Source organism: Chryseotalea sp. WA131a (assembly GCA_025370075.1).
Taxonomy (GTDB): Bacteria; Bacteroidota; Bacteroidia; order Cytophagales; family Cyclobacteriaceae; genus ELB16-189.
This window is the reverse complement of the sequence record CP073016.1, coordinates 3989292-4012739: the sequence shown is the minus strand read 5'-3', so window position 1 is coordinate 4012739 and position 23448 is coordinate 3989292. Positions and strand designations below refer to the sequence as shown.

The following is a 23448-nucleotide window of genomic DNA, read 5'->3' as shown; positions in this document are numbered from 1 at the left end:
TTTAGCTATTCCCGTTTTACTTCACTCCAAACTCTCGGTCCAAACTTTTCTCCAGCACTGCGAGTGGTAAATTACCGTTGCGCAAAATGATATCGTGAAATTTGATGACGCTGAAATCTTTGCCGAGAGCAGCTTGGTATTTACTGCGCAGCTCAATCAACTTCAGGCATCCGATTTTGTAGCCCAGTGCCTGTGCCGGTATGTCGCAACTGTAGCGGATGGACTCTGTGTTGATTTGCTCTTCAGATTCAATCATATTAGCACGCATAAAATCCACTGCCTGCTCACGACTCCAACCTAAGTAGTTCATTCCTGTGTCTACCACCAACCGAACGGATATAAACATGTCCATCAGCAAGCGGCCGCAGTAATCGTAGGGGTCGTCAAACAAGCCCAACTCGATGCCGAGGTAAGAAGAGTAATCGCCCCAGCCTTCTGTGAACGCGGTCACCATTAGGTTCTGCCGGAATTCTGAAAGTTCCGGGTTCTCGATTTGCAAACACGCTTGCAAATGATGACCGGGCGTGACTTCATGAAATGCCAAACTCGCTGCAGTGGCTAACGGGCGCTGGTCGAGCTTCGAGCCATTGTAATAATAAATACCCAGCGGCTCATCTCCTGCCGGAGGCAGGTAGATGCCAAATGTCATGGCAGGCTCAAGTGCCACCGACAACCTGCGAACGTCATAACTTGCTTTTGGCTTTAGCGAAATCAAACGATGAATGACAGTGTCCATTCTGCGCAATGGCTTCTTCAAACGCTCGCCCACTTCATCAGGCGTAGCCGCAAGGAAGCGTTTATCTTTTTGAAGGAACTTATAAAACGCTTTCATGTCGCCTTTAAAATTGGTGGCCACCCGTATACTGTCCAGCTTTCTGAAAATACTAATAACTTGCTTTTTGCCGATTTCATGAATGGCTTCAGGTGTCAGGTTGGTGGTGGTATGCCACTTTACCAAATAGCGGTAATACGCTTTTCCACCGGGGTATTGACCAAGGCCAACTTTTTCCGAAGCGCTGGTCCGATAGGACCCACTTAGGTAGGCAGCCAGTGAATCATGACCGGGAATTACTTTTTGTGATAGAATGAGCGAAGCTTTTTCCTGAAAGGATTTTTGAACAGACGAATCTAATTTTTGCAAACGACTGGATTGTGGATAGTACCCATGCTTGTCAGGCTCCATTTGCCATGTTTTAATAAGGCCAAGTGTGAGGTCAATCTCCGGCTTAGCCAAACGAATGCCACGCGCCTCCATCTCTTTTAACTTAGCCAATTCGCTTTTCTGAACTTCGCTGTATTGTTCGAGTAAATTTAAATACTGCGTAACATCGGCTTCAGTATCAAATGAAGCTTGCTTAAAAATCTGCTCAGGGCCTGATGAGGTGTGAATGGAATAGGGTGTCACATTGGGGAATACATTATCATAATAGCGTGTAGCTTCCACCCGCATTTCGGCAATCCATTGGAGTAAGTCGTAGTCTACCCACGATGAAGACGGTAATTTCGTGACTTCAATGGTTTTTAGTTTTTGCAATACGCCTGTGAAGAAAACTGAATCGTCATCGAAATCTTGGCGTGTGCCAGCATACAGCTTTTCCGGTAACGGAGATTTGCCTCCGCTAAATTTTACGGCACGCCCCGTGCTAAGCTCACGCTTCCAATAGTGCTGTACGAGGCTGTCTAATTCTGCCTTTTCATTTCGGGGTGTTTCTTTGCTGGTGCATGCCAGAAGGGAACCGGCAATGATGAGGATGAGTAAATATTTCATTTTATGAATGTTTGAGTTGTATTATTTAGTTCACAGAGAGAACAGAGAAACACCAAGATATTTGAGTTAAGAGTCCGAGGGCAACAAGAGACTTAACGCCAATACTTTGATGCCTGAATTAGTAAGCGAAAGCTGTACCGGTAGCATACGGTGGGGATGCAGCTTTCATCTTACCGGTCAGTGGGTCGCGGTAAATGCCCACCCATAAGCCTTGCGTGTACCGCCTTTCACTTGCTGGAATTTGCTTTATGGGCAAACCACTCTTTTGCAGCACGGAATCAGGAAATGCTCCTGCCATTACCCGCACTGTTACCTTGACTGCTTCCGGTACCGAATAATCTGCATCTGGCATCAATAGACAAGGCGCATTGACCACTTCTTCTACATCCATGTTGTGAGCGATAATGTTCACGAGCGACTGCACCGTTTGCTGGTGGAAGCCCATCGACATTGAAGCAAAGGGAATGATAGGTTTTCCGTCTTTTAACAATATTCCCGCTTCAATCTCGGAAGGTAAACGATTACCAGGACCTGCCATTTTAATCTCTGCTTGTTTGTACCAGGCAGCATCGCTAATGGAGATACCATCCACTATGATTGCCTCGTTACCCCATGTGAGTGTATTGATTGTATGCGTAATGGCCGTCAAATTTCCCCATTGGTCGATTGCCACCACCACGTCAGAGTGCCTCGGACCTGCGCCTGCATATTGAACAAGCTTTACACCTTTTTCCATGCGATTCCATAACTCTACGGCCGTCTCTTTGAGCAACCGTGAAGAGTCGCTAAGATTAAGACCGGGATAAATCATTTCGCGGGTCTCTTGGGGAATATACGAGAGCATCTGCATGTTAGTAATGTCTGACATCTGGCGAAGCGATTCACCGTTTCTTGACCAATGTGTTTTCGTGAAAAGGCCGGAAGCATCTGCAAGGTTGAGCGCTTCAATCAAGTTCACACTTCCTGTTGCGGGTGGGCCCAACACAGCCACTTCATACGCTCCATACTTTTGCCTGACGGGCTCGCTCCAAATTACCTTGTAGTTGGCCAAATCTTCGAGTGTCATTTTTCCTCCATCTTTCTGCACAGCGGCAACGGCCTTCCTGGCCCACGCGCCTTTGTACATATAATCTACACCGCGGTTGGCTATACTATCCAATGTGGTGGCAAGAGCGGGCTGCTTGAATAAATCGCCCGCCACGTAACCAGTTCCATCGGCTTTGATGAGCGTTGCCTTTGTTTCAGGAAGTCTACGTATTTGGGTATCTCTTCGTGCGAAAAAATTCGCGGTGCGTTCATTGATGATAAAACCATTCCTCGCGAGATAGATGCTCGGCTCAAATAGCGTTTTGAAAGGCAGCTTGCCATAGCGCTGGTGTGCAGCTTCAACACCAGGCATAAAACCACCTACCATAGCTGTTCGTCCGCTCACCTCACGCGAAGGATATGCCCCTTCCGCACTAAAAGGAATTCCACCCGGAATGGTCATTGGATCGGTTTCATTCATTACCGTATTCCAAGTGCCATCCATGCTCGCAATTGTTCCTGAAGCAGCATCGTAGTGTACTATGTTAATGATACCGAAGAAACTGGTGACGGCCCCGGCATTCAGCGTGACTTGGGTCATGGCTGCAGTCAATGCTGCATCAACAGAACTACCTCCTTGCTTCAACGCTTCCAAACCAGCGCGCGAGGCTGCGGTATGAAAGGCAGTGGTCACTGCCCCTTTTTCTCCGATAGCTGCCGGGTTATTTGGAAAAGGGCGAGCATCCATTTCTAGGTACTTGATCAATTCACCATCGCCCCATTTATCAGGAGAGAGTGTTACTTCTTTTTTATTACTGTTGCAGCATGGCAAAAGCAAAATGAAACTGACCGTTAAAAATACAAAACGATACTTCTTCATCTTAATTTAGTTTTGGGGTTTGTTTGCAAAAGGTACTTCCTAAACATGAGAGGGGTGTAAAAATCTCGGCACGGATTTTCCACGTGCCGTCAATCTTGTGCCACTTGGCGTAATAGGTGCCTGATATTTTTACGATGCCATCGGACTCTTGCCATTGGCCCGTCCATGTGCCGGTTTCGGAGGCCATACTCCAATCAGAAAAAATTTCAACTTGCAAAGGTGTGCGAACATAGACGACCTCTTTTTTGGTTTTGAAATCGCGTACAAAGATTTGCCGATTGGCTTCCAAACCGGTTACTTCAAAATTGCGTGATGAGATTACATGAAAATCGTTTGTCCAGTAGTTGGCAATGTTGATGGTATCGTGATGAGCGATGGCGAGATTAGATAGGTTTCTCGCTTCACGAATTAGCTGTTCGTCATGCGAAGAAATTGGCCTTTTTTGCGCGAAGAGGGTTGTAACGCAAATCGACAGAAATAGAAGTAAGACGTTTCTCATCAACTGAATCGTTGGGCGTTTAGAAATCCAATGGGCTGGCGGGTGCTGCCTTTCATCGCGAGGTCGGCCATAATTTCGCCCACAACACTCGCGAACTTGAAGCCATGACCACTAAAACCCGTAGCCACCACCACTTCTTTTTCATAGCCGGGCACAAAATCCAGAATGAAATTTTCATCTGGCGTGTTGGTGTACATGCACGTCTTCATCACGTGCGTGGACTCATATCCTTCGGGCATAAACTTGTTGAGTGCAGACACAAGAATGTCTTCGTCTGCAGGCGTGGGTATGCGATTGATGGTGTCGGGGTCAGACACGGTGCCATGAAAATGATGGGCGAGTTTGAGACCTATGGGGCCACCGAACTGGGCGACCGGCAAAATGGGAAAGCCGTAAAATATGCCGGCCCTCTCGTGGTCGGCAATTGTCCAGCATGGAAAATTTCCAAGTTCAAACTTACTCCAGTCTTTTGGTTTCACCCACGCAATCATTTGGCGTGTCACTTTCAGGTTCTTCGAAAAGTTGGGCACCATTTTGGTCGCCCATGGGCCGGCAGTTATAACGAGCTTCTTGCATTGGTAGGTAGCCTTACTCGTTTTGACGGTGATGGTGCTTCCGGATTTTTTCCACTCTATCGTTTTTTCTTTGGTGTGAATAGTGGCCCCTGCACGTATCGCTTGTTGTGTGTAGAGCAACACTGATCGCTCGGGCAAAAGGAAGCCTGCATCGGGCTCAATCAATCGTTCGTAGCCAGATGGAATGTTGAATTGAGGAAATTGCCTCTCCTGCTCTTGCTCGCTCAGAGTATCCACGCGAATGGAATATTTGGAAGCCGATTCGCGCAAGCCCTTTATCAGTGCGTGCTCCGCTTTGCCGAAATACAAGAGGCCGGTTTTGAAATAAAGTTGTGCACCTGTCTCTTCCTCCAGCGATTTCCAGTTTTGATACGATCTCTCCAGCAACGGCACGTAATCAGGATGTTCGAAATACGCTTTGCGGATGATGCGACTTTGCCCACCATGTGAGCCCAATTCGTGTGGTATGTCAAACTGCTCTAAACCTAAAACTTTATGCCCACTCTTCGCCAGTTGATAACACGCAGAAGAACCCATGCTTCCTACGCCTAAGACAATGACATCATACGATGTTTGATCGGTGGAAGCTTTATGCAATTGATTTTGCACACGTGCGTATAATTGCTGCATTGGGAGAGAGGCTGCCGCCAAGGCAGCACTAGTTTGGATGAATTTTCTTCGTTTCATAAAGGGAATATGAAGGTAATGAAATTTTGGCGTTCGACTTATAAAATCGGCCTTTTAATCTATAAAATCGGCCTTACTTTAACAGTTCTTGCTCGTTTTTTTACAGAAAAATAAACGGAATATGAACCAAGAACCACTAACCATCAACGATCAACGGAGGCATGACCTCGACTGGCTTCGTTTTATCGCAATCGCTATTCTCCTTTTCTTCCATACCATAGTAAACTAAAAGATTCTCCAAGGCTGTCCCCCGCACTCGTACAGTTTCACAACAAAGTTTCGGTGACAAAAAACAAATGAATAACAAACGGACAACCATGTACTGTGACAATCAATTTCTATTCCGAGACACCATGACGACACACTAACGACTGACTTACAAGTTGAGAGAAGAAGGGCACATGTTGCCAACAAAAATGTCCTATGTATATAGGTTAGTTGTCAATAGCGAGAAGTAAATTTCTTTTGAAAGCAAGAGGTTGTTTTAGCATATTCTCACCAAGAAAAAAAGACTACAAACTGATTAATCGCACGTAGTCTTCTTCTTGACTAAGGTTCACTTCAACAACTTGCCTAGCGAAATTTATAGCTAACCCATTTTTCGATAATTGTAGGAAGTTGAGACATATCATTGAAAATTTTTACTTTGTCTGAATCTGCCCATAAAATATCCATATGCGGTCGAATACAAAAGAGGTTTCATTCCTGCGGCAAGTGCCGCCTGAACTCCGTGGTCACTGTCTTCAACAACAATACAATGGTCAGGTTTGAATCCCATTTTTTTTGAGGCATATAGAAAAATATCAGGATGGGGCTTACCCTTCTTTACTTGAGTTGCGCTGAAAATGCTTCCAAAGTATTTATAGATATTGGTTACCTCCAATGAGAGCTTGCCTCGATTATGAACGCCTATATTCAGTTGTTGCTCTTGATTCGTTATCATTTTTAGTCCCCCTTTGAAAATCTAAACCATATCTTGAAATTCCTTGGGAGTGAAGCCTGTAACTTTTTTAAACATTCTGCTAAAGTGGTATCGGTTTTTAAAGCCACATTCTTCAAAAGTTTCATCTATACTTTTTAGCTTTAAAAGTTGCTTAGCGACAATAATTCTCTTATTTGTTAAGTACTCGTGAAAAGTGCAATTGTGCAGTTTTTTAAATTCATGGGTTAGATAGGATTCACTCCTGCCGACAAAATTTGCTGCGTCTTTTATTGTAATTCTTTTGTTTGAATTTTCTTCTATAAATTTATTCACATAATAAATAGGGTTCGCCCTTTTTATTTCAATCAAATTACTCCTTAAGATGCTATCGGCAATAGTTGAAAAAAGTTCCGCGATTTGATTAAGTCTAAGCTCCGGTATGGCCTCCATTTCATTGTAATGGAACTTAAGTTTTTCAACCTGAGAGTGTGCATCTAACTTACATTCTTTCACTATTTGCTCGAACGAATCACTAGAGCGCACTTGACCAAAGTGAAGATAACCAATCACTACATTGTCTATTAACAATGGTAAAAACATTTCGTACAACCCGTTATAACACCTGTAGAGTAAAGACCTTCGCAGCCCAAATGCAATTTTAAATTTGTCATTATCACAGGCTATGCATTTATGCTTAAGTTCTTTTTGAACAATTGTGCAATAAGGTCTAAAATCACCGTTGTTGCCAGCTATTTCTTTAAGATAGGCCTCTTGCTCGATGTCATACAAAAAAGCCGTTCGGATATTGAATAGACTACCCAATAAATCCAAAATCTTTTTTAATCCACTTACATCGATCTTCAGCTCTTTAACTGTTGCGGATTGAGTGTTTTTTCCCATCATGCTCAATAAAATACAATATTAGCTAAGTGAATACTCTGATTCACAACTATTGCCAGTATAGATACAAATTTGGCACTTTTGACATTGAATGGGAAAAGCCTTGAAACCAATTTTGATGAAAAATGTAAGCTTCTATGAATCAAGATTTCTTTGCTCAATCGCTCCTGCCCCAAGAATGGCCTGGTATTCACTATTTTGACGAACAAGAAGCAAATGCTGTTCATCAAGTACTAAAAGCAAAGTCACCATTTCGTTTCTATGGGCCAAATCTCCTGAATGAAGCAAGTCAATTTGAAAACGAACTTTCTCAATTTTTAGGCGTCACTTATTGCCTTGGTGTTTCCAGTGGTACAGCTGCGCTTCAAATCGCTTTATCCGCCATAGATGTGGGCGTGGGTGATGAGGTGTTGATACCTGGCTATTTTTGGGTCGCCACTGTTAGCGCAGTAATTAGGAATGGGGCAATCCCAAGATTAGTAGACGTAGATGATTCTTTTAGTTTAGACCCAGATGATTTGAAAAAGAAGATTGGACCAAGAACTAAGGCGGTCATTATGGTACACATGGGTGGAATTGTTGGGCGCGTAGACTTAGTGAAGAAAATATGTGATGAACATGGGCTATTCTTGATTGAAGACTGCGCCCAATCTATCGGGGCATCGCAATCAAAAAAAATGAGCGGTTCTTTTGGAGACATTGCTACGTTTTCGTTTCAATTGAATAAAAACATCACCGCTGGTGAGGGCGGAGCTATTGCTACCAACAATGAAGTGCTATACAAAAAGGCATTAGCTGTTCACGATTTGGGCTACCCGCGCAACGAATTTGGCCGACTGGTACTCAATGATTTTAGCCGATGGGGTATTGGGAGTAGGATGTCAGAAATTACGGCTGCCATATTAAGAGTTCAATTGAAAAAGCTTCCTGTTATTATAGAAACCATGCGGAACTTTAATTTGAAACTACAGAAAATATTAAACGATCGTAGCATAGTTACAAGAACTATCATTGACAGCAACGGATTTTCGGGTGGTTTTTTGGAGGTGATACTTGATACTGATATAAAAGCAAAAATTTTTAAAGAAGTACTTTTATCCAACGGTGCGAAAGGTGGTCAAAATAGTTTGTACCCTATTGTCATGACAGAATGGGGCTTGCATATTTACTACAATATAGGTAGTCTGGTAGAAAAAAAATCTTTCTCTGGTAATAGTTCAGTATGGGAGTTACAGGAAAATTTGTTTGGAAAATCATACACATATGATAAAGGAACTCTTCCGCACCTAGATTCATTAATTTCCAGAACAGTAATCTTTTGTATTGCCTCTAAATTGACAGAGGCACAAAAAGACATAATTGAAAGAGCGATGTTGTTAGCTTGCATGGCAGTTAAAGCAGAGGTAAATGAAATCTTATGCTAGGTAGGGATGTCCTCTTCATTTGTACAGGCAATTACTACCGAAGTCGTTTCGCTGAATTGTTGTTTAATCACCTTGCTAAACTGTATTGTTTACCTATCCGTTCTTTTTCAAAAGGAATTGAACCGTATCACGTGGATAATGTTGGGTTGATTTCTCAACATACAGTTGACTATCTAACTAAGCTAGGTGTTGACTTAACTAATTTATCTGAGCCTTTACCATTAACCGAACAAGACTTTGATGAAGGTGCTATTGCCATTGCCATGAGCGAAAAAGAACACCGACCCATGATGGCCAAAAAATTTCCTCGTTGGGAAAATTGTATCACCTATTGGAATTTCGAAGATGAATATCTAATCTCTCCTACTGTTTTACTACCTAGATTGGAAGAGAGGGTAAAAGCTTTATTAGGTAATCTTAAAACCGACAACCATTTACCGTGATACTGGAGACAAGGGCATTCTCGATGCATTCGAACTTCAGAGAGTAGAATCTCACACCCGTGACTTCAATTTCCCCGACCAATCCCCGAATTTGAGCAGATTTGGACATATCTAACCCGAAAGTGAGGCCGACCCAAGCGGTACACATGGCAAAGCCCGCGCAATTCCACCCGCAAGACCAAAGCTTATCCATAAGTGCCGCACCCCCGCACCATTCAGTTCTCATTAATAATATGGCTTTCAATACAATTATACACCTTACGACATATCAAAATCTGGAGTCCGATCTTAACGATAGTATTTAGTTTAGTTGGACTTGCATCAGCAATTGTAATTTACATTACTCAAATGAACATTCCGAAGGGCTTTGAAATTTTATTTCTATTCTTTATTCCAGGAATACCTTTTTTATTATTGTATTGGTTGGAAGTAGGACTATTAACAAAATTCAAGAAAAGCTAAATGGCGGAGCGAAAAACCACTGCCAACACCGTGTTAGGCGTAGTTTTTCTTTTCAATATCTGTCTTTAAGTTTTTCCAGAGTGTATCTTTGAATTGTCTTGAAAAAAAGCCTGTGTGCCCAATTTTTTTCACGCCAAGTTGTTCGGGACTTATTTTTTCAATTTCAATGTTTGCGATTTTGTAGTATTTCAATATTTTGTTAGATGTTATTTCATTTGCAATTGGGTCGTCTTTGATTTGAATGGACTTTAGTGGAATTCTCAATTTGTCAAAGAATAAACTTGTATTCGATTTTTGGAAATGCTCGTCAAAGTAATTTGGATTGATGCACCAATTTCGCCATTGTATTGCAACTCCTTTTGGTAAATTTTCTCCCTGACGAATTTTTTTTGCATTTGCGTAGCCATAAATAAATGTAGTAAGCGGAACAAATAAAAACCATAACGGTGGCATAAGCCATTTGTAAGGGCTGCTCATATCCTTCCAGTAGCCTGTAGAGGAAGCAATTAATACAAGTTTATCAATCTTTTGATAATTGTCCATGAGCCCAACAAGCTGCCCACCCATACTATGACCAATAATGATTTTTTTTTCGTTAGGAAATTCACTAATTATCCAATCAAATATGCTTGTCATATCTAAAATACCCCAATCTTCAATTTTTGCTTCAAATCCCTTTAAATTTTTAGGTTTTGAATTACCTATTCCACGATAGTCGTAGGTTACAGTAACATATCCATATTGTGTGAGATAAATTGCTAGATTAGAATATACTTTTTGAGGAATACCCGTTCCACAATTCATTTGAATAACTCCCTTTATCTCAGTTAATGGTCTTCGGATGGTTGCCGAAAGTTTAAAACCGTCTCGCGCTTCAATTAAAACATTTTGTTGCATAAGATATTTTTAAAATTCTGACTAACGTTTGTGTTTCTTCAGTAGTGCGCTTCCGAAGCCGTGCCCCATCCCCGACACCGAACGGAGTAAAGATACGAAAACGTTGGATTACAGGTCAACCCCACTTGACGCAAATACAGTGTGGCTGTTGTATAACTATGAATTTCTGAATAGCCATCAAATTAGTCTGCGAAATTTCACGGATTTGAAGGGTAGATCATGACATTTAAATTGAAAAATTAGTTGTGCAACAAGCACACTGTGCTTATGCAATAGCGGGGTGATGTGTTGCTTTTACGTTTTGTTTTCATAATTTCGTTCTGCTTGTGGAACTGGGCGCAGTTTCAAAATCCCGCTACTGACATAAGCACAAATCGTTAGCTGCAACCCTATGACGACCGACAGAGCAACATCAAACCGACAGAAAAACGACCCGAAAAGCCAACCGCACAAAATGGCACATTTGGTTTTGCCCGACACACAAGCCGACCCTTCGCAAAACCAAAAGAGCCTTTTTTTTGCCAACGCTCTGACATCATTTCAACATTAAAACTTATCTTAACCGACTGAAATAGAAAATATAATTGTAGATGATTTTAAAAGAATTGAAACCAAGAAAGGCACTGAACAAAGCCTTTTTAAAAGTAAAACCGAACAGGACTGAAATTGAAGGTTTCAAGACCAATCTCATTACTTTACTCGACAGGACAAATGACACAGAAAGCGAAGAGTTTCATAAAAACCTTGTCATTGACTTTTTAAAGAAAACCTATTACGACCCGAACCATTTTATAAATACCAAAGGTCGAAACGACCTTGTTATTCACAACGGACAAAATGCAAACTCGACAGTTGGCGTAATTCTCGAAGCTAAAAAGCCGACCAACAAATCCGAAATGATTACAACCAAAAAACTGAATGCTAAAGCGTTTCAGGAATTGGTTTTGTATTACTTACGAGAGAGAATTACACACAAAAATCTTGAAGTAAAACATTTAGTTGCGACCAACATTAACGAATGGTTCATTTTTGACGCTACCCTATTCGACAGACTTTTTGCACAAAACAAAAATCTTGTAAGGCAATTCAACGACTTTGAAGCGGGACGTTTGGCAGACACCAAAACCGATTTTTTCTACAAACAAGTTGCCGAGCCGTTTATTGACAGCATCACTTCTGAAATTGAATTTACTTACTTCAACATTCAGGACTTTCAAAAACCGTTACGCAATACCGGCAAAGCAGACCTGCCTGACCGGCAGGTAGGCGACAATTCGCTGATTGCTTTATTCAAATTGCTTTCGCCAGAGCATCTTTTAAAACTTCCGTTCACCAACGACAGCAACAGCCTTGACAAACGCTTTTACAGCGAGTTGTTGCACATCATCGGACTGACCGAAACAAAAGAAGGAAGCAAAAAACTGATTGAACGTAACAAAGCAGGTGAACGCCACACAGGAACTATTCTTGAAGATGCAATCATTCAACTTGACAGCTTGGATAAACTAAGCAGATTGGAGAAGCCAAATCAGTTTGGCAACACACAACAGGAAAGACTTTTTAATGTTGCTCTTGAACTTTCGATTACTTGGATAAACCGCATTTTATTCTTGAAGTTGTTGGAAGCCCAACTCATTACTTATCACAACTCGTCCCGAGACTTCGGGAAAGGCGACAAACCTGCCCGTCAGGCAGGCGGGTCGTATTCGTTTCTCAACCTTGACAAAATCAAGAATTATGACGACCTGAACAGTTTGTTTTTTCAGGTGTTGGCACGCAAGTATGACGAGCGAAACGAAGATGTAAAAAAGATTTTCGAGAAAGTTCCTTATCTCAATTCATCGCTTTTCGAGCCGACAGACATTGAGCAGGTTACGTTGTTTATCAGTAATCTGAAAGACGATAAAACCATTCCGATTTTTTCGCAAACTGTGCTGAAAGACCAGCAAGGCAAAAAACGGTCGGGCAACATTACCACACTTCAATATTTATTTGAGTTTTTAGATGCTTACGACTTTGGAGCAGAAGGCGGAGAAGAAATTCAGGAAGACAACAAAACCCTGATTAATGCTTCGGTTCTCGGATTGATTTTCGAGAAAATAAATGGCTACAAAGACGGTTCGTTTTTCACTCCGGGTTTCATCACCATGTATATGTGTCGTGAAACCATTCGTAAAGCAGTTGTCCAAAAATTTAACGAAACCAAAAAATGGAACTGCAACAACATTGAAGAACTTTACGACAAAATTGAAGACCGAAAAGAAGCCAACAAGATTGTAAACAGCATCAAAATTTGTGACCCTGCCGTTGGTTCAGGACACTTTTTAGTTTCGGCACTCAATGAAATGATTGCCGTTAAAAACGACTTGAAAATTCTGCAAGACCGAGACGGAAAACGCCTGAAAGAATATCAGGTGGAAGTGGTAAATGATGAATTGATTGTGACGGACGAAGAAGGCGAACTTTTTGAATATAACCCAAGCAACAAAGAAAGCCAACGCATACAGGAAACGCTTTTCCACGAAAAGCAAACCATTATTGAAAATTGCCTTTTTGGTGTTGACATCAATTCCAACTCGGTAAAAATTTGCCGTTTGCGCTTATGGATTGAACTTCTAAAAAATGCTTATTACCTGCCTAGCCGGCAGGCAGGCAAAAACAGCACAGAACTTGAAACGCTTCCGAATATTGACATCAACATCAAATGCGGAAACTCTTTAGTGAGCCGTTTTGCGATTGATGCAGACTTGAAACAAGCCTTGAAAAAAAGCAAGTGGACAATTGACAGCTACCGAATAGCTGTGGACACTTACCGAAACGCTGAAAGCAAGGAACAAAAAAGAGAAATGGAACGACTGATTGCCGATATAAAATCGGATTTTAGAAGTGAAATTTCCTTGAACGACCCAAAAGTTAAGAAGCTACGCAAACTTTCAGCCGACTTGTATCAAATGACCAATCAAGGGCAACTTTTTGAAATGAGCAAAAAGGAAAAAGCCGATTGGAACAAGAAAGTAACGCAACTGACAGAAGAAACTAAAATAGTGGAAGCTGAAATTGAAGAAATAAAAGCCAACAAGATTTTTGAAAACGCTTTTGAATGGCGTTTTGAATTTCCCGAAGTGCTGAATGATGATGGCGATTTTGTGGGCTTTGATGTGGTGATTGGTAATCCGCCTTATGTAAATAGCAAAGGAGAAAAATTTGAAAGCTCCTTCAAGTCATATGCGTTGGAAAATTACAAAACGTCTAGATACCAAATAGACACCTACATTTTATTCATTGAGAAAGCAATAAATCTTATGAATGAAAATGGATATATGACATACATTACTCCTAATGCTTGGCTAAATAATTTATTTCTCTCTGAAGTTCGGAAATATTTTATCGAAAATATGAATCTGATAGAAATATGCAATATGCCGAGTATTGTATTTGAAGAAGCAGTTGTAGATACAATTATATTGAGCGGAAATAAATCAAAACAGGAAGTTGATACTAAAATTAAGACCTACTCTGTAAATGGTTTTGAACTAGTTAACCAATATAAACAAACAGATTTTCTTCTGAATCAGAACAACAGTATAAATATCTTTTTAAATAGCAAAGCACAAGTTCTTTTAAGAAAAATGGAAGACAGTGCAAATAGATTACAAAGTTTTACGAGCATTGCTCGTGGGGTAGGTGTTTATCATAAAAGGGTTGGACACACAAAAGAGCTTATTGCTCAAGACCCCTATCAATCAAAAGAAAAAAAAGATAATACGTTTGTTCCATATCTACGTGGTAAGAATATTAAGCCTTACACAATTGATTGGAAAAATGATTCATTTATTAGTTATGGTAAATGGCTAGCAGAACCAAGAGAACCTAAGTATTTTGAAGGTAATAGAATTCTATTAAGGCAAATCCCAGGGGATAAATTAATTGCTGCATTTATTGACTCAAAGTTCATTACTGACCAATCAGTTTTTATTGCTCGATTTGAAAATGATGTAATTAATCCTGCTGGTGTTTTGGGAATAATCAACTCCAAGTTATTAGCATTCTATTTTAGAAATAAGTATTCAGAATTTGATGATTTATTTCCAAAAGTCAAGCTACAACATTTTAAAGATTTTCCGATTAGGACATCACCTGAGCAAATATTTAAATCAATTGCCTTACTAGTTAAAGAGATTCAATCCCAAAAAGCTAATAACCCTAACTTTGATTTGGCTATACTTGAAAACCAAATAGACCCATTGGTTTACCAACTTTACGACTTGACGGAAAATGAAATAAAAATCATTGAGAACGCATAAATGATAACCTCTATGAGTAGTATAAAATTATTTGAAAATAAGAAGGTTCGCAGTCAATACGATGCTGATAAGGAAATGTGGTATTTCAGCATTGTAGATATTGTTGGTATTTTAACTGAGCAGCCAACCGTAGATAGAGCCCGAAACTATTGGAAGGTGTTGAAAAACAGACTAAAAAAGGAAGGAAACGAGTCGGTTACAAATTGTAACCAACTGAAACTTCAATCAGATGATGGTAAATTTTACAAAACAGATGTAGGCAATGTAGAAGATATTTTTCGGCTTATCCAATCCATTCCATCACCCAAGGCAGAACCTTTTAAGCAATGGCTTGCAAAAGTTGGCTACGAAAGATTGCAAGAAATAAACGACCCCAGCCAAAGCATAGACAGAGCCAGAGAAAACTGGCAAAAATTGGGCAGGAGCGAAAAATGGATTCAACAGCGAATGACAGGGCAGGAAACCCGAAACAAGCTAACCGACTATTGGCAAGAAAGTGGCGTAAAAAAAGGAGATGAGTTTGCGGCATTAACCAATATTATTCACCAGGAATGGACTGGATTAATCGTGAAAAAACACAAAGACTTAAAGGGTTTGAAATCTCAAAACCTTAGAGACCATATGAGTGAAGCCGAACTCATCTTTACAGCCTTGGCTGAACTTTCTACAAGGCAAATAGCCGAAACCGAAAAAGCAAAAGGATTCAATGAAAATGCTATAGCCAGTAAAAAAGGCGGAGCAGTAGCCAAAAATGCCCGAAAAGAATTAGAATCAAGAACAGGCAAAAGTGTGGTAACTGGCGAGAACTTTTTGCCACCTGCAAAGGATAAAAAGAAATTGAAATAGCATCAAATGAAAGCAAACGAACTACAATGTTACCGAAAACTATAACTTTTTCAGAAGCATTATCACCGAAGAAAATTTTGAAACTATTTTAGGGGATTGAATCGCACCAAAGCCAGCGAAACCCACGACAGACAAGAAGGGCAGCAGCTAACAGCAGTGGCTGTTGCACAACTATGAATTTGTGAAAAGCAATCAAATTAGTCCGCGAAATTTCACTTATTTGAAAATAGAGAATGGTATTTAGGCTGAAAAGTTAGTTGTGCAACAAGCACAAAGTGTTTGCGCAATGGTGGGGTGATGTGTTGCTCTAAGTTTGTATCTTCGTTAAACGCTTTGCGTCAGAGACAGGACGAGGTTTCGAAACCGCACCACTGCGCAAACACAAATGTTGTGTGCAAGCCGCTGAAAAATAAACCAATGATGAAAAGACTATTTTACTTACTTCTTATTCTGTTACCCAAATTGACCATCGGACAAACTGATTGCCACGTTGACAAACTAACGGGTAAATGGAACTATATAACTTCGATGATGGGGAAAAAGACAAACGTTGATAGCTTGAAGGAATTAACTAAGAATTCAAAACAGACTCTTGGGACGTGGGACTTTAAAGACGATGGGACTTTTTCATTCAAGAGTGTTTTCAATAAGAAATTTAAATCATATAAATCATTCACTTACGACAAAGGAGCTTGCGAAATAATTCTTGGGACAAAAAAGGATGCAAAGAAGAATGCAAACCTTGAAATTGTTTTCCTTAACGACAAATATCTGATTTATTGGAGTGACAACAATCCAAAGACTTATTATACTTACTTGGCTGTTAAGGTGACACAATGAGTAACGGAGGACGGGGCCAGCACACAACAAAAGTGGCTGTTGCACAACTATGAATTTGTGAAAAGCCATCAAATTAGTCCGCGAAATTTCACTGATTTGAAGGGTAGAGAATGGCATTTAAGCAACAAGCACAAACTTAATTCTACTTCAAATTCTTCCAAATCAAATCCTTCAACTCTGCAATTCCGGAATTAGTAAGGGAAGAAATAAAAACGGACGCAATTCCTTTGGGCACTTCTTTTTTGATGGCTTGCTTCAGTTCGTCATCCAACAAATCTGATTTGGTGATGGCCAATAGTCGTTTTTTATCCAACAACTCAGGATTATATTTTCTTAACTCGTTCAGTAGAATTTCAAACTCTTGTTTGATGTCCTTGGCATCGGCTGGCACCATAAACAGCAACAGCGAGTTGCGCTCGATGTGTTTTAAAAAACGGATGCCCAATCCCTTTCCTTCTGCAGCGCCTTCAATAATACCGGGTATGTCGGCCATCACAAACGATTGGTTATCGCGGTAAGCCACCACACCTAAATTTGGTGTTAGCGTAGTGAACGCATAGTCGGCAATTTTTGGTTTTGCTGCCGACACCACCGAGAGCAAAGTTGACTTGCCCGCATTGGGGAAACCAACCAAACCTACATCGGCCAATAATTTTAATTCGAGAATAACCCACTCGTCTTTTCCGGGCTCACCGGGCTGTGCATGCTGCGGTGCTTGTTGTGTAGGGGTCGCGAAAAAAGCATTGCCCTTTCCGCCTCTGCCTCCGGGCAGCAAAATAATCTCTTCGCCATCCGTATTGATTTCGCACATCACCTCTCCGGTTTCGGCATGGCGTGCAACCGTGCCGATGGGCACTTCCAAAATTTCATCTTTTCCAAAGGCGCCCGTTCTGTCTTGGCCTTCGCCCGCATGACCGTTTTCAGCCTTTACGTGCTTGCGGTATTTTAAGTGAAGCAACGTCCACAGTTGGGCGTTGCCTTTTAAAATAATATGACCACCGCGTCCGCCATCGCCACCGTCAGGGCCACCCTTGTCAATAAATTTTTCTTTGTGAAAATGCCTGCAGCCCGCTCCGCCATGCCCAGACTTGCCATTGAATTTTACGTAGTCGATAAAGTTGACGGAAGACACGGGAATTTAGGATTTAAGATTTATGATGTAAGATTGAAGATTGAAGATTTAAGATTTAAGATTTATGATGTAAGAGTTAAGATTTAAGATTTATGATGTAAGATTTGTATCTGGGATTAAATCTAACATCTTAAATCTCACATCTAACATTGCAAGATTGAAGATTGTATCAGGTGTGGGATTAAATCTAACATCTTAAATCTCACATCTAACATTTAAAACCTCACATTTATTTATCCAAGACAATACAGATGTTTTCAAAAATTGTATTTACCTCGCCAATGCCGTGCACAGTATCCAGTCTTCCTTGCTTTTCATAAAACGGAAGCACGTGAATGGTTTTGGTAAAATATTCGGTAATGCGTTTGTTCAATTTTTCTTCTTCGTCATCCACTCTGTTTTCGGTGGTTCTGCGTTTGGCAATGCGGGTACGCACTTCTGCTTCGGTTACGTCCAAGGCAATGATGAAGTGAATGGCCGTGCCGTTGTCTTTCATGAATTTATCCAACGCTTCGGCTTGTGGCACGGTGCGCGGAAAGCCATCAAACAGAAATCCTTTCGCGTTGGGGTTTTTGTCCAACTCTTCTTTCAGCATGGCGATGGTGATTTCATCCGGCACCAAGGCACCGCTATTCATAATTTCTTTTACGCGTTTGCCCAGGGCCGTATCGTTTTTGGTGTGCCACCGAAACAAATCGCCCGTAGAAATGTGGACAAACCCATATTTTTGAATAAGCTTTTCGCTTTGTGTGCCTTTGCCAGCCCCCGGTGGGCCAAAGAGTACCAGATTAATCATAGACGCTTTTTGGTTAGGTAAAAGATGCGCAAGGTAATAATCAAATGGTCAATAGCCAACGGGAGATTTGACTAGATTGGTCGAATTGGTAAAACAGTATTCGGTATTCAGTAAGTGTTCAAATACCGATTACTTCTACTTGTCTTCACCTATCGACTTATAAATATCTTTGCGGTTTCTTCCCAGTCCATCGTAGTCCATCCCGTACCCTAGCACAAAATCATTTTCTAAATCGAAGCCCACGTACTTTACATCGATGTTTTTTTCCCGGGCAGGTGCTTTGCGCAACAGGGCAATGGCTTCCACCGATTTTGTTCCCAGGTCGCGAAGTTCTTCCATGATTTTTGAAAGCGTAAGGCCTGTGTCCACCACATCTTCCACAATCAAAATATCTTGGTTGAACAAACTTTCGTCATGCCCAATCAATGTTTTCAATTGACCGGTGGTAGTAGTGCCCGAGTAAGAAGAAATTTTCACAAATGAAACGCGGCACGTTATTTTCAATTCCTTCATCAAATCGGAAGCAAACATGAACGAGCCATTGAGGATGGGCAACAAAATTGGATTTTTGTCTTTGTAATCGGTGTTGATTTGGGTAGCCAATTCAGCAACGCGCTCTTCTACTTTAGCAGCGGCAATTAATTTTTTAAACTCGAGATCTTTTATTTTCATTTTTCTTCAACGGGCTGCAAAGATAACCCGCGAAAGTGAAAGCAAACCAATCGTGCTGAATTATATCTCAAATTTTTGTTTTGATAAAATAATTGCAACCGTGTGAAATTTGGTTTGGAACACACCTCAGAAATGTTATCACAACTTCGTGCATACCAACCCACAGTAGATTACTTCGCTTGGAGCGGGATTGCAAAGACGTTTGTTTGGTATTTTTGGAAAAGTATCTTAGTAACTATCGTCCAACGCAAAAGTATTTTTTCGTGTTTGCCATTTTCCCTTAGTGAAATCAGGAAATTCTAAATTGGCACCACCTTTTTTGATGGATTCTTCGGAGAGTGGCGTGATGGCACTCCACGTTACGGCATCGTACACATCTTGCGGAGGTGCCGTTTTTCTTTTCACTGACTCGATAAACGCATTGAGCACAAACCAATCCATGCCACCGTGGCCAGCACCGGCCGCATCATTGCCATATTTTTTCCACAAGGGATGGTCGTATTTTTCCAGCCAACTTTTGGCTTCTTCCCACTGGTGAGGTTTGGCACTTTTTCCTTCTACGTAAATCGATTTGTTCACATCCATCCAGATGCCGTTGGTTCCTTGCACCCGAAATCCTAGTGAATAGGGCCGTGGTAGGTTGGTATCGTGTTGCAGTAAAATAGTTTCGTCATTAGCGGTACGGATCATGGTCGTTACAATATCACCCAACTTAAAATTCACTTTTGTGTTTGGATGATTTTCTCCGCCCACCTTCACGATATGATTGTGCAATCCTCTTGCCTTGGTTGCATAACTTACCAGATGTGTAAATCGATTGCCGCGATTGATGTTGGTCATCATTGCCAACGGGCCAATGCCGTGGGTAGGGTAGAGGTCGCCATTTCTATCAACAGAATGTTGCGTGCGCCATTGCGCTTCTGAAAAACCTTTCGCGCCAAATTCTGCACCTCCACCGTAGGGATGAATGCCATCGTTGAATTTTACTTCGCGCAAATCGTGTTGGTAGCCACCTTGCAGATGAACCAACTCGCCAAAAATATTTTGCCGCACCATGTTCAGCACCGCCATCACATCGCGTCTGTAGCAAACATTTTCCAACATCATCAAGGGCATGCCTGTTTTTTCGGATGTTTCTATCAGTTTCCAACATTCATCTACCGTCATCCCTGTAATTACTTCACAGCCAACGTACTTCTTCGCATTCATGGCATCTAGGCACATTGCGGTGTGCCATTCCCACGGAGTGGAAATAACAACCGCGTCAATATCTTTTCTCTCTAGTAATTTCTTGTAGGCTTGCGCGCTATCTGAAAATACTTGCGGCTTTGGTTTGCCAGCTGAGGCGAAAAGACCAAGGCTCATGTCAATCATGCGCTGTTGAATGTCGCAAATAGCTACCACCTCTACATCGTTTCGCGAAAGCGCCAGTTCTAAATGATTTTGGCCGCGAAGGCCTACCCCGATAAACCCTAATCTGATTTTACCATCTGTATTTTCTGCTTGACCAAAATGTGGAAGCAAGGTGGCGCCCAGTGTAGCGGCAGTGGTGGTTTTAAGAAATTCTCTACGGGTTGACATGGGTAAAAATAGTTTGTCACCAAACTTAAGAGATTTGAATGGACATCTAAATTATTTTTTCCTTAAATTTGATTATGCAAGTAATCGAGCGCCCACCCCGAACAATCATGGAAGTATACAAGATGCTTCCAGAGGGTACATTGGCAGAATTGATAAAAGGAGCGATTTATAGGAGTCCAGCACCCTTGAGTAAGCATCAACTGATTTCAATGAATTTGTCTATTGAAATGGGTCATTACATCCGAAAGAATAAGATAGGCTATCTATTTGCAGCCCCCTGCGATGTATATTTAGACGAGACTAGCAATGTCGTTCAACCGGATGTGTTGGTGGTGCTGAAAAAGAACGCCTCCATTGTGAAGGGACATATTCATGGAGTGCCTGACATTATTATTGAAATTTTGTCGAAAGGAAGCAGAAGCTATGACCTGGGTGAAAAGATGGAATTATATGAGCGTTTTGGCGTATCAGAATATTGGGTGATAGACCCAGAAACCCAAGAAGCATTTGGTTATGAATTGAAAGACAATAAGTTCAATTCGATTGGAACGTTTCATGGAAAAATCGCTTCCTCTCTTCTTGAACAAGAGTTTTATTTTAATCAAAGTTTTGACTAGTTAAAGTTCCTTCATCAAAACTTGATATAGCGCTATCATACTTTCAATATCACTTTTGTGAACTTTCTCGTGCGGAGTGTGCGCATTGGCTTCGGGGGCACCAACAAAACACCAATCAAATGGCAAATGACTGCGTTGCAATTCGCCACCATCGCTTGAGCCCAAGCCCTCTACCTCTAATTGATATTCAATTTTATTTTTCTTAGCGACACTAATAATTTTTTCAACAAAGCTTCTTCGCGGAATATTTCGGTCGCGCATGGAGATGGCTACCCCCTTGCCGTGCTGTACCCCATCGGTCACCCACGTAATATCCGAAATTAGGGCTTGACGAATCTTCCACTTCTTGTACATTAACTCGGCCAGATAACCAACTGAACCTCCGCCATGCTCTTCCCAACAACTGAAGGCAATCACGCCATCTTTCAATGTTTCGGCAACTTTCAGCGCATTGTAAATCCCCAAGCGATTATCCAAGTAAGGCGTTTCAACAAAATTGTTGCTTTCGCGAAAGTCAATTTTATAGGTAAGCGGTGTGCCGCGCTCGATGGGCCGACCAAATTTGTAAAACGCGTGGTGTTCGTGGTCGAGTTCAAGGCTGCATTCTATCTCGCCCAAACTATCTTTTCCCACAAGCAATGTTCCTGTTTCTGCATCGGGGCTGCCGATGGAAACCAATTGATTGGAATATCGAACCGAAAACCCAATGCTATCCATATGGGCAAAAATGGCGGTGCGCGGTTTTCCAAACTTTAGGAGAAAGCAATCTTGCAGGTGTTCGCCCTCTATTATCTCTACATTATTTTTCCATTTCTTTTTTTCTTTGTTGATGTAGTGAAGCAAAAAATCTTTCAAAGCCTTTTCATGCCCTGAGGCAGATTGTATTTCGCATAGTTTTTTTAAAAGAGCTGAATCGAAAGTTGTTGACTTTTTCTTGGCCATAATTTTTTAGTGTCAAATAGCGTGGGCACAAAGAACCCATACTATATTTACAATGCCAAAGTTTTTTTAATGGAAGTATTTGTACTAAACAACCAAAATTCAATAGCCAATCAGTTTTTATTGGAGCTTCGCGATACGCAAATCCAGCAAGACCGAATGCGATTTCGCAATAACCTGACCCGCTTGGGAGAAATTATGGCCTATGAAATCTCCAAGAAATTAGAATATGAAAAGCAATCTATTGAAACTCCACTAAAGTCATTGCAAATTCCTACCATTGCACAACATCCTGTGATCATTACCGTGCTTCGGGCAGGGCTTCCTTACTTTCAAGGTTTTTTAAATTATTTTGATAAAGCAGATAGTGGCTTTATTGGCGCATACCGAAAGGAAGGTGGCGATGAAGTAACCGTGAACTTAGAATACCTTGCTACGCCTAGTTTAGAAGGCCGCCCCGTTATTTTGGTTGACCCCATGCTGGCCACAGGAAATTCATTCATTCGGTCGGTGGCTGCTTTAGAGAAACAAGGCAAGCCTTCACACATTTTCTTGGCTGCACTAATCGCTTCACCCGAAGGTATCCGTAACATCCAACAAACCATGACCACAGCTTTTTCTTTATGGACGGCTGCGGTTGATGAGAAGCTGAACCACAATTTCTATATTGTGCCAGGCTTGGGCGATGCGGGTGATTTAAGCTTTGGCAACAAATTGTGATACCTTTGAAAATACTGAAACGATAAGAGAAGTTGTATGTGGCAAGTGTTAGCGAAGGCATTAACGGTTCTACTCTCCAGCGCAATCAAATTTATATTAGGCCCAGCCGAAGGATTTACTTTTCAACTTCATCCTGTGGTAACGTGGGCATTCACCGTGAGCGGGATGATGCTCAGCGTGGTGGTGTTTACCTATTTTGGTGGATGGATTCGGCAACGGGTATTGAAGCGGTTCAATAAAAAAGAAAACGCTGCTTCCAGCAATCGCAAGTTTGCAGGGGTAATAAAAAAATATGGTTTGGGCGGGGTTGCTTTTCTTACCCCTATTTTGCTTACCCCCATTGGGGGCACCATCATCGCAGTGAGTTTGGGCAAACCCAAAGAAAAAATTTTGCTGTTCATGCTCATCAGCGCCATGAGTTGGGGAGCTGTGTTGACAGTTGCTATTTATGCTTTTGGAAAGGCCATCATAAAGTGGTTTCCTGACTTGTTTCAGTGGTTGAATTAATCTTTGCACTT

At 41.3% G+C, this 23448-nt stretch carries 20 protein-coding genes; 8 read left to right on the top strand and 12 right to left on the bottom strand.

Annotation, left to right across the window (positions count from 1 at the left end; translation table 11 throughout):
- Positions 1-16 precede the first annotated feature (16 nt).
- The 6 genes from KA713_18360 to KA713_18335 form a co-directional block, all read right to left on the bottom strand.
- Positions 17-1768, bottom strand: coding sequence for a DUF885 domain-containing protein (locus KA713_18360; protein ID UXE66391.1), 1752 nt, complete (start codon positions 1766-1768; stop codon positions 17-19).
- Between the two features lie 118 nt (positions 1769-1886).
- Positions 1887-3674, bottom strand: a complete 1788-nt coding sequence (locus KA713_18355) for a gamma-glutamyltransferase (GenBank protein UXE66390.1) — start codon at positions 3672-3674, stop codon at positions 1887-1889.
- A 1-nt stretch (position 3675) separates the two neighbouring features.
- Positions 3676-4173 carry a nuclear transport factor 2 family protein gene (locus KA713_18350; protein ID UXE66389.1) on the bottom strand — a complete coding sequence of 166 codons (498 nt, stop codon included), beginning with the start codon at positions 4171-4173 and terminating at the stop codon, positions 3676-3678.
- Positions 4173-5435 (bottom strand): N-methyl-L-tryptophan oxidase, encoded by a 1263-nt coding sequence (gene solA, locus KA713_18345; protein UXE66388.1) that lies wholly within the window; start codon positions 5433-5435, stop codon positions 4173-4175. The genes KA713_18350 and solA overlap by 1 nt, the downstream gene beginning before the upstream one ends.
- 628 nt (positions 5436-6063) lie before the next feature.
- Positions 6064-6378, bottom strand: coding sequence for an HAD-IA family hydrolase (locus tag KA713_18340; GenBank protein UXE66387.1), 315 nt, complete (start codon positions 6376-6378; stop codon positions 6064-6066).
- Positions 6379-6399: 21 nt separating this feature from the next.
- Positions 6400-7260 (bottom strand): PocR ligand-binding domain-containing protein, encoded by an 861-nt coding sequence (locus tag KA713_18335; protein ID UXE66386.1) that lies wholly within the window; start codon positions 7258-7260, stop codon positions 6400-6402.
- A 134-nt stretch (positions 7261-7394) separates the two neighbouring features.
- On the opposite strand from KA713_18335, the gene KA713_18330 reads away from it, so the two are divergent.
- Entirely contained in the window at positions 7395-8681 is a 1287-nt protein-coding gene (locus KA713_18330; GenBank protein UXE66385.1) for a DegT/DnrJ/EryC1/StrS family aminotransferase, read from the top strand.
- Positions 8675-9124: a hypothetical protein gene (locus KA713_18325; GenBank protein UXE66384.1), complete on the top strand. Its 450-nt coding sequence runs from the start codon at positions 8675-8677 to the stop codon at positions 9122-9124. Before KA713_18330 ends, KA713_18325 begins: the two co-directional genes overlap by 7 nt.
- A 495-nt stretch (positions 9125-9619) precedes the next feature.
- Here the strand turns inward: KA713_18325 and KA713_18320 are convergent, their stop codons facing one another.
- Positions 9620-10483 carry an alpha/beta fold hydrolase gene (locus KA713_18320; protein UXE66383.1) on the bottom strand — a complete coding sequence of 288 codons (864 nt, stop codon included), beginning with the start codon at positions 10481-10483 and terminating at the stop codon, positions 9620-9622.
- Positions 10484-11073: 590 nt separating this feature from the next.
- Between KA713_18320 and KA713_18315 the strand changes: the two genes are divergently transcribed.
- From KA713_18315 to KA713_18305, 3 genes are all read left to right on the top strand, one after another.
- A complete protein-coding gene (locus tag KA713_18315; GenBank protein ID UXE66382.1) occupies positions 11074-14787 on the top strand; it encodes an Eco57I restriction-modification methylase domain-containing protein in 3714 nt (1237 codons plus the stop codon).
- 12 nt (positions 14788-14799) lie between these two features.
- Positions 14800-15633 carry a Bro-N domain-containing protein gene (locus KA713_18310; protein UXE66381.1) on the top strand — a complete coding sequence of 278 codons (834 nt, stop codon included), beginning with the start codon at positions 14800-14802 and terminating at the stop codon, positions 15631-15633.
- A 417-nt stretch (positions 15634-16050) separates the two neighbouring features.
- A complete protein-coding gene (locus KA713_18305) occupies positions 16051-16473 on the top strand; it encodes a hypothetical protein (GenBank protein ID UXE66380.1) in 423 nt (140 codons plus the stop codon).
- Positions 16474-16615: 142 nt separating this feature from the next.
- On the opposite strand, the gene obgE is transcribed toward KA713_18305, so the two are convergent.
- The 4 genes from obgE to KA713_18285 form a co-directional block, all read right to left on the bottom strand.
- Positions 16616-17605, bottom strand: a complete 990-nt coding sequence (gene obgE, locus KA713_18300) for a GTPase ObgE (GenBank protein UXE66379.1) — start codon at positions 17603-17605, stop codon at positions 16616-16618.
- A 229-nt stretch (positions 17606-17834) separates the two neighbouring features.
- On the bottom strand, positions 17835-18401 hold the full coding sequence (locus KA713_18295) for an adenylate kinase (protein UXE66378.1): 567 nt from the start codon (positions 18399-18401) through the stop codon (positions 17835-17837).
- 135 nt (positions 18402-18536) lie between these two features.
- Positions 18537-19073, bottom strand: a complete 537-nt coding sequence (hpt, locus tag KA713_18290; GenBank protein ID UXE66377.1) for a hypoxanthine phosphoribosyltransferase — start codon at positions 19071-19073, stop codon at positions 18537-18539.
- 228 nt (positions 19074-19301) lie between these two features.
- Entirely contained in the window at positions 19302-20654 is a 1353-nt protein-coding gene (locus KA713_18285) for a Gfo/Idh/MocA family oxidoreductase (GenBank protein ID UXE66376.1), read from the bottom strand.
- A gap of 74 nt (positions 20655-20728) precedes the next feature.
- On the opposite strand from KA713_18285, the gene KA713_18280 reads away from it, so the two are divergent.
- Positions 20729-21271 (top strand): Uma2 family endonuclease, encoded by a 543-nt coding sequence (locus KA713_18280; protein ID UXE66375.1) that lies wholly within the window; start codon positions 20729-20731, stop codon positions 21269-21271.
- On the opposite strand, the gene KA713_18275 is transcribed toward KA713_18280, so the two are convergent.
- The gene (locus tag KA713_18275; protein UXE66374.1) at positions 21272-22213 is read right to left on the bottom strand and encodes a M20/M25/M40 family metallo-hydrolase; all 942 of its coding nucleotides are present in this window, start codon (positions 22211-22213) and stop codon (positions 21272-21274) included. It abuts the gene before it with no gap.
- Between the two features lie 69 nt (positions 22214-22282).
- Here KA713_18275 and upp point away from each other — a divergent pair, with 69 nt between their 5' ends.
- Complete coding sequence (gene upp, locus KA713_18270) at positions 22283-22930, top strand: uracil phosphoribosyltransferase (GenBank protein UXE66373.1); 648 nt, start codon at positions 22283-22285, stop codon at positions 22928-22930.
- A gap of 36 nt (positions 22931-22966) precedes the next feature.
- On the top strand, positions 22967-23437 hold the full coding sequence (locus tag KA713_18265; GenBank protein UXE66372.1) for a hypothetical protein: 471 nt from the start codon (positions 22967-22969) through the stop codon (positions 23435-23437).
- The last annotated feature ends 11 nt before the right edge of the window (positions 23438-23448 follow it).

Bases quoted from the DNA above. Each gene is read 5' to 3' on its own strand.
- KA713_18355 (UXE66390.1), bottom strand. From the start codon at position 3,674: ATGAAGAAGTATCGTTTTGTATTTTTAACGGTCAGTTTCATTTTGCTT.
- KA713_18295 (UXE66378.1), bottom strand. From the start codon at position 18,401: ATGATTAATCTGGTACTCTTTGGCCCACCGGGGGCTGGCAAAGGCACA.
- KA713_18265 (UXE66372.1), top strand. From the start codon at position 22,967: ATGTGGCAAGTGTTAGCGAAGGCATTAACGGTTCTACTCTCCAGCGCA.
- KA713_18340 (UXE66387.1), bottom strand. From the start codon at position 6,378: ATGATAACGAATCAAGAGCAACAACTGAATATAGGCGTTCATAATCGA.
- KA713_18325 (UXE66384.1), top strand. From the start codon at position 8,675: ATGCTAGGTAGGGATGTCCTCTTCATTTGTACAGGCAATTACTACCGA.
- KA713_18320 (UXE66383.1), bottom strand. From the start codon at position 10,483: ATGCAACAAAATGTTTTAATTGAAGCGCGAGACGGTTTTAAACTTTCG.
- KA713_18315 (UXE66382.1), top strand. From the start codon at position 11,074: ATGATTTTAAAAGAATTGAAACCAAGAAAGGCACTGAACAAAGCCTTT.
- KA713_18280 (UXE66375.1), top strand. From the start codon at position 20,729: ATGCAAGTAATCGAGCGCCCACCCCGAACAATCATGGAAGTATACAAG.
- KA713_18285 (UXE66376.1), bottom strand. From the start codon at position 20,654: ATGTCAACCCGTAGAGAATTTCTTAAAACCACCACTGCCGCTACACTG.
- KA713_18275 (UXE66374.1), bottom strand. From the start codon at position 22,213: ATGGCCAAGAAAAAGTCAACAACTTTCGATTCAGCTCTTTTAAAAAAA.
- solA (UXE66388.1), bottom strand. From the start codon at position 5,435: ATGAAACGAAGAAAATTCATCCAAACTAGTGCTGCCTTGGCGGCAGCC.
- KA713_18360 (UXE66391.1), bottom strand. From the start codon at position 1,768: ATGAAATATTTACTCATCCTCATCATTGCCGGTTCCCTTCTGGCATGC.
- KA713_18350 (UXE66389.1), bottom strand. From the start codon at position 4,173: ATGAGAAACGTCTTACTTCTATTTCTGTCGATTTGCGTTACAACCCTC.
- upp (UXE66373.1), top strand. From the start codon at position 22,283: ATGGAAGTATTTGTACTAAACAACCAAAATTCAATAGCCAATCAGTTT.
- KA713_18335 (UXE66386.1), bottom strand. From the start codon at position 7,260: ATGATGGGAAAAAACACTCAATCCGCAACAGTTAAAGAGCTGAAGATC.
- hpt (UXE66377.1), bottom strand. From the start codon at position 19,073: ATGAAAATAAAAGATCTCGAGTTTAAAAAATTAATTGCCGCTGCTAAA.
- KA713_18305 (UXE66380.1), top strand. From the start codon at position 16,051: ATGATGAAAAGACTATTTTACTTACTTCTTATTCTGTTACCCAAATTG.
- KA713_18310 (UXE66381.1), top strand. From the start codon at position 14,800: ATGAGTAGTATAAAATTATTTGAAAATAAGAAGGTTCGCAGTCAATAC.
- KA713_18330 (UXE66385.1), top strand. From the start codon at position 7,395: ATGAATCAAGATTTCTTTGCTCAATCGCTCCTGCCCCAAGAATGGCCT.